We start from the raw sequence: 6,598 nt of genomic DNA on the forward strand, positions 1-6,598 counted from the left end.
GCCACGTACTGATAATCGACATGAACACCCGTTGGTAAGCCTTTTAAGTGTTTCATATACAATTCTTTATTTCCGCCGCCTCCAGGAATGAGTCCCACTCCCACCTCAACTAATCCCATATATGTTTCATGAGATGCTTGAATGTGTGCAGCTGGCAGACATGCTTCCGCCCCGCCACCAAGCGTCATGCCGAATGGAGCTGCCACTACAGGTTTCGAACAATACTTTATTTTCATCATGGCGTTTTGGAACGAACGCACGACGAAATCCAGTTCAAAAATATTGTCGTCCTGGGCCTCCATAAGAATCATGCCAAGGTTTGCGCCTACACAGAAGTTTTTCCCCTGGTTACCAATCACAAGACCTTTAAAGGTTTTCTCTACTTCATCAACTGCAAAGTTAATCATTTGGATAATATCGAGCCCGATTGCATTTGATTGTGAATGGAACTCCAGTAAAGCAATCCCATCTCCTAAATCTATTAAACTGGCACCTGAATTTTTCTTGATTACGCCATGTTTTTTCTTGTAACGTTTTAAGTTAATTACTTTTTCATTCGTTGGAACCAATGAATAACCCTCACCATTGAAGAAATACAAATCTCCATTGTCTTCTTTATAGAAGGAATCGAATCCTTGATCAAGTAAGCTTTGTGTGAAAGCTGGAATTTCCAACCCTTCCGCTGCCATTTTTTCAGTGGACTCTTTTACGCCGATGGCATCCCATACTTCAAATGGTCCTTGTTCCCATCCAAACCCCCACTTCATCGCATTATCGATTGCCACGATATCATCTGCAATTTCTCCATGTAGTTTTGCGGAATAGGACAATGTAGGTGCTAAAATGCTCCACAGTAATTCTCCCGTGCGATCTTTAGCATAAGTTAATGTTTTCACTTTAGCTGCAAGACCTTTTTGTTGCTTCGCCATTTCCAATGAAGGGGTTTTCAGCTTCTTCACTGGTTCGTACTCCATCGTTTCAGCATTCAATTCAAGAATTTCTTTACCTTTTTTCAGGAAAAATCCTTGACCAGATTTTGCACCTAACCAGCCGTTTTCAAGCATATTAGTAATCAAGGTTGGCAATTCGAACACTTTTTGTTCGTCACCTGTAGTCTGGTCGTAAACGTTTTTTGCGACGTGACCAAAAGTATCCAACCCGACCACATCAAGCGTACGGAACGTCGCCGATTTCGGACGACCAATGACAGGACCCGTAATGGAATCTACTTCACCAATCGAGTAGCCTCTTGCCAGCATTTCACGAAGTGTCACAAGAAGGCCATACGTACCAATGCGGTTCGCAATAAAGTTTGGTGTGTCTTTCGCAAGAACAACACCTTTTCCTAAACGATCCTCACCGAATGTTTGCATGAATACTACAACTTCCGGGAGCGTATGATGAGCTGGTATAACTTCCAACAGTTTTAAATAACGTGGCGGATTGAAGAAATGAGTGCCAAGGAAGTGCTTCTGAAAATCTTCACTTCGTCCTTCAGCCATTGCATTGATGCTAATGCCGGAAGTATTAGAACTGACAATTGTGCCTGGCTTACGAACCGCGTCAATTTTCTCGTAAAGACCTTTTTTAATATCCAGATTTTCTACAATAACTTCGATAATCCAGTCGACATCTTTTAATTTATCCAAGTCGTCTTCGAGATTTCCTGCTGTCAATAATGTAAGATTTTTCTTTGATGCTAGGGGTGCGGGCTTTTGTTTTAAAAGTTTCTCTAGTGCACCTTGGGCTATTTGATTACGAGCTTTTGAATTATTTTTGTCCTCTTCTTTTAAATCTCGAGGTACCATGTCAAGCAATAAAGTTGGAATTCCGATATTTGCTAAGTGAGCAGCGATTCCTGAACCCATAACGCCAGAACCCAGAACAGCAGCCTTTTTAATTTGATAAGTCACGTGCAAAGCCTCCTTTAGAGTTTTTGAATGAATACTCATTCATTTTTTAATGAAAAAAAATAGAAACAACCTCTATGTCTATTAGTTTAGTTCATTTTCATTTTTTTCGCAATATTTAAATGATTATTAAAAACCAAAATTTACCCCGAAAAATCTTGCTAACTATTGCGTCCTTTTATTCTATGAAAGGCGTATTTTTTGTATGCACTATGTAGCTGAAGAATTCAAATAAAACTTTTCAAAGTCTAATTCAAAAAGGAGATGCTAGTTGGCATCTCCTCTCCTATTATTTATTCAAAATACCATTGGCAACAAACGCAACATTTGCTGGCCGTTCAGCTAAGCGTCTCATAAAATAACCATACCAATCAGACCCATATGGGACATAAATACGCATTTTATGGCCTTCTTTTACGAGTTGGCGCTGTAATTCTTCACGAATACCAAACAACATCTGGAACTCGAATTGATTGCTTGCAATCCCATGTTCCTTAACTAATTCTTTCGTATACATTGCTTCGTCATGAGAAGCAATGGCCGTATAGTTACCATTCAATAAATGGGTTTTAATGATTTTTTTGAAATTCTCATCCACATCAATTTTGGAATTCACGCATCGATTGTTCGATCATGAGTTCCAGCCTCCTCTATTCAAATACACTTTATTAGTATGTTCTTTCCTATATATATACATAACTATTCTAATATCTTTTTTTACAAAAGAAACTAAACGGAAAATGTATATATAATCATTTCTGCCTCACACTAAAACGAAAAGGAGGATACATTACATGAATTTATTTTCACAACAAAAAGAACAGCCAATTTTATTTCCCGAACCCCCTAAAATGGTTTCTTCAAAAGATTTCAGCTACTTGACAGATATGATGTCATGGAATTTGCTGGCAGCTAAAAAAATGAATTGGGCGGCTGAAAATTGCCAACTCCCTGATTTGAAGAAGGAATTTGAGACAGCTGAACAAATGCACAGTAATCATTACGACGAGTTGCTCAAGTTACTGAAACAAAATGAAGGAGGTTCTGTTTCATGAATCAGCAAACAGTGAAAAATCCACAAACTCCTTATGTTGAAACACCGCAATTAAACGATCGCGACATCTTAAATGATGCCCTTTCTACTGAAAAATATTTATGTAATTCTTATGCAACGGCAATGCATGAGGCCAGCCATGATGCGCTATATCAAACCATTTTCACTCAATTAAGAGCTACATCCAAACAACAACGTAGCCTTTACGACTTAATGTTCAAGCATGGTTGGTATAAATTGACACCGGCAGATCCTAAAGAAATCCAACAAGCGACACAACAATTCCAGGGATACAAGCAACAGCTTCAGTAATGAAACAAATTGCTATCCGATGGAAGTAAAACCGTGTAAACTGTTCCTATAGAAGTCGAGGAGGAACAAAAATGAAATCTATTACAACAACTGAACAATTTAATGACATTATTTCTTCTGATAATGAAGTCATCGTAAAATTCACTGCTGGATGGTGCCCTGATTGTACTCGTATGGACATGTTCATTGATCCAATCGTTGAAGAGTATAAACAATACACTTGGTACGAAGTGAATCGCGACGAACTTCCTGAAATTGCTGAGAAGTATGATGTTATGGGCATTCCAAGCTTACTGATTTATCAGGATAGCGAAAAGAAAGCTCATTTGCACAGTGCAAATGCAAAATCACCTGAACAAGTAACTGAATTTTTGCAGAGTCAAAAAGGATAGACCTCGTGTCTATCCTTTTTTCGTGCAGAATCAAGAATAGATTATGCTATACTTAGTGAAAATAATCACTGAGGTGTAAAATGACTCAAGAACTTGAATTGCAACAACTGAAAGAGAAAGTTAAATACTATGAAAATATTATCAAGAACATGTCTGCCCCAGTGATTCCTTCTGTCGTACCAAATACAATATTGATTCCGATTGCCGGATATATGTTCAAAGAACGCTTTGATATGATTCAAACCAAAGCACTTCAATATGCAGGAACCCATCGTGAAACGGAGCGAGCTATCTTTGATTTTACTGGAGTTACAGTAGAAGACGTTGCATCATTTGATTACAATGATTTGGCAACGGAAATTTACCAACTGAATAACTCACTTAAACTAATGGGTATTCGTCCGATTTATGTTGGTTTTAATCCTCGATTTGTCCGAGAAATAGTTCATGCAGGTATTCAAGTGGAAATCGAAACGTATGTGAATTTCCGCGCAGCTCTTCAACGTCTATTAAAAGAAAACAACCAATCGCTTCACTCCCTTGGGTGAATGATTGGTTGTTTTTTAGTATTTCTTGAGCATAAAGACTTGTGAAATTGCTGTATTTTCAAAACCACTTTCCTGTAGTAAAGATACCACATTGCCTTTACCCGTCATAAAGTTGTATGTAGATCGACTAACAGGTTGATCATATTCAAGTGCATGTGCCAATAGAAGGTTAACCTCATGTTGTTCGTCTCTGGAAGCCACTTGGAATAAGGTAATTCCTTCAGAAGGATTATTATAAATTCCTCTTTTTCGAATTAAACAGGATGCTTTTATTTCTCCCTCTTTTAACAAATTCACTACTTCTCCACCGACTTTGGGTGCGACACTCTCGGCTGTTTGCCACGGGACGAGCGTTGGAAAAAGATCTGATCCAATGGCTAGAAACGCAGGAAATCTTTCTAATTCGTACTCTCCTAATTCAGGCAGTTTGTCGATTAGTTTTCCGGAACCAGATAAAAATACAACCTTATCCTGAATTTCGTATCCACACTTTTCATATAATTTGATTGCAGGCTCGTTTTCAGACAAAGCCTCTAAAGTTGCAAAGGCTACTTCATTTTCCACAAGAATGCGCTCTGCTTCTTTCATTAGGTGAAGTCCAACGCCCTTACCCCGATATTCAGGAATGATCCCCGTACCACCATTCCAGGAAATTTTAACTCCGTCATTTTCTCTTATTCCTTGCAGAATAAACCCAATTGGTGTGTTTCCATCAAAAGCTACAACTGATAGTTCCACCGACAATCCTTCGTTGCCAAAGCGTCCAACAAACTGTTCCATTGTTAAATGCATCGGGATTAGGTATCCTTCAAAACCTTTATTGAACAAAGCAAGTGCATCTTCAAAATTTAACAATGATAACCGTTTATATGTGATATTCACCAGTTATTCCCCCTTTGTTAGTGATTTTTAACTTAACGATTGAATTTGTGGAAAGATTCTTTCTCTTCTATTATTGCATTTTTTCATCTTCTACAAGTCTACAAGCTAGTAAAAATTTTTAGTCTTTCACTCAATCATATTACTTGATAATTACTTAAATATACTTTACATTTGAATTAGTTCTTTTTTGTAATAATTATAAATAAGGAGTCGATACAATGAAAAAGCTTACAACTAACCAAGGTGTACCAATCGGCGATAATCAAAATTCCCGAACTGCGGGTGAACGTGGCCCAACACTTTTAGAGGATTATCAATTAATAGAAAAATTAGCTCACTTTGACCGTGAACGTGTTCCTGAACGAGTTGTACATGCTCGTGGAGCTGCTGCCCACGGTACATTCGTCGTCAAAAACAGTATGAAAAAATATACAAGAGCTGCTTTCTTACAAAATGAAGGGCAAGAAACGCCAGTATTCACTCGATTCTCTACCGTCATTCACGGGCTACACTCACCAGAAACTGCTCGAGATCCACGTGGATTCTCAGTAAAATTCTATACAGAAGAAGGCAACTATGATTTTGTTGGGAATAATTTGCCTGTATTCTTTATCCGGGATGCAATCAAGTTCCCTGATGTTATTCACTCATTAAAACCAGATCCACGTACGAATCTTCAAGATGCTTCACGTCTTTTTGATTTCATGGGTCTTTCGCCTGAATCGACAAATATGCTCATTCACTTGTTTACAGATGAAGGAATCCCTCAAGATTACCGTCACATTCGTGGATCTTCTGTGCATTCATTCAAATGGATCAGCGAAGATGGCAAAACTACATATATAAAACTTCGTTGGGTTCCTAAACAGGGCATTAAAAACATGACAATTGAAGAAGCGGCAGAACAGCAAGGAAAAGATTTTAGTCATGCTACACGTGATTTGTACGAAGCAATTGAACGTGGTGACTATCCTGAGTGGGATTTATATGTTCAAACATTAAAACCAGAGGACATGGATAACTTTGATTTCGATCCACTAGATGCGACGAAGGATTGGCTAGAAAAAGATTTCCCTTATGAGTTGGTTGGTACGATGATATTAAACCGTAACGTGGATAACTTCTTTGCAGAGACAGAATCTGTTGGATTTAATCCTGGTGTACTTGTACCTGGTATTCAGCCTTCTGAAGATAAAATGCTGCAAGGTCGCCTGTTCTCTTATTCAGATACTCAGCGTCACCGTGTAGGACCGAACTACTTGCAATTGCCGATTAACCAACCAAAAGTTCCTGTACACAATAACCAACGTGATGGTTTCATGCCGATTGGCCAACAAACTTCACGCATTAATTACGAGCCTAATAGTTTCGATACAGAACCTAAAGAAGCACCAGAATTTAAAGAAGTCAATCAACCTATTACTGTCGTTGCAGGTAAGAATCATATCGAGAAAACAAATAATTTCGGCCAGGCTGGTGAAATTTACCGTAGTTATGATG

Annotated in this window: 7 protein-coding genes and 1 pseudogene; 5 read left to right on the plus strand and 3 right to left on the minus strand. The window is 38.3% G+C overall.

Annotated elements, in window-relative coordinates:
* Together AC1DSB_RS12175 and AC1DSB_RS12180 are read right to left on the minus strand one after the other, a co-directional pair.
* Positions 1-1,913 (minus strand): 3-hydroxyacyl-CoA dehydrogenase/enoyl-CoA hydratase family protein (locus AC1DSB_RS12175; protein WP_477586800.1); only part of this gene is annotated, 1,913 nt, incomplete at its 3' end.
* Between the two features lie 286 nt (positions 1,914-2,199).
* Positions 2,200-2,517 (minus strand): annotated as a pseudogene (locus tag AC1DSB_RS12180) (proline dehydrogenase family protein); the annotation flags it as partial.
* A gap of 187 nt (positions 2,518-2,704) precedes the next feature.
* Here AC1DSB_RS12180 and AC1DSB_RS12185 point away from each other — a divergent pair.
* The 4 genes from AC1DSB_RS12185 (at position 2,705) to AC1DSB_RS12200 (ending at position 4,216) form a co-directional block, all read left to right on the plus strand.
* A complete protein-coding gene (locus AC1DSB_RS12185; protein ID WP_477532178.1) occupies positions 2,705-2,965 on the plus strand; it encodes a hypothetical protein in 261 nt (86 codons plus the stop codon).
* Positions 2,962-3,276, plus strand: coding sequence for a spore coat protein (locus AC1DSB_RS12190; protein ID WP_016429050.1), 315 nt, complete (start codon positions 2,962-2,964; stop codon positions 3,274-3,276). Before AC1DSB_RS12185 ends, AC1DSB_RS12190 begins: the two co-directional genes overlap by 4 nt.
* A gap of 71 nt (positions 3,277-3,347) precedes the next feature.
* Positions 3,348-3,668 (plus strand): thioredoxin family protein, encoded by a 321-nt coding sequence (locus AC1DSB_RS12195; RefSeq protein ID WP_016429051.1) that lies wholly within the window; start codon positions 3,348-3,350, stop codon positions 3,666-3,668.
* Between the two features lie 80 nt (positions 3,669-3,748).
* A complete protein-coding gene (locus AC1DSB_RS12200; RefSeq protein WP_016429052.1) occupies positions 3,749-4,216 on the plus strand; it encodes an STAS domain-containing protein in 468 nt (155 codons plus the stop codon).
* A gap of 15 nt (positions 4,217-4,231) precedes the next feature.
* Here AC1DSB_RS12200 and AC1DSB_RS12205 read toward each other — a convergent pair whose 3' ends face one another.
* Positions 4,232-5,098 carry a GNAT family N-acetyltransferase gene (locus AC1DSB_RS12205; RefSeq protein WP_477532180.1) on the minus strand — a complete coding sequence of 289 codons (867 nt, stop codon included), beginning with the start codon at positions 5,096-5,098 and terminating at the stop codon, positions 4,232-4,234.
* A gap of 218 nt (positions 5,099-5,316) precedes the next feature.
* Here AC1DSB_RS12205 and AC1DSB_RS12210 point away from each other — a divergent pair.
* A partial coding sequence (locus AC1DSB_RS12210) for a catalase (RefSeq protein ID WP_477586801.1) occupies positions 5,317-6,598 on the plus strand: 1,282 nt, incomplete at its 3' end.

The sequence above is a fragment of the Paenisporosarcina sp. P4_E4_2 genome, assembly GCF_056401595.1.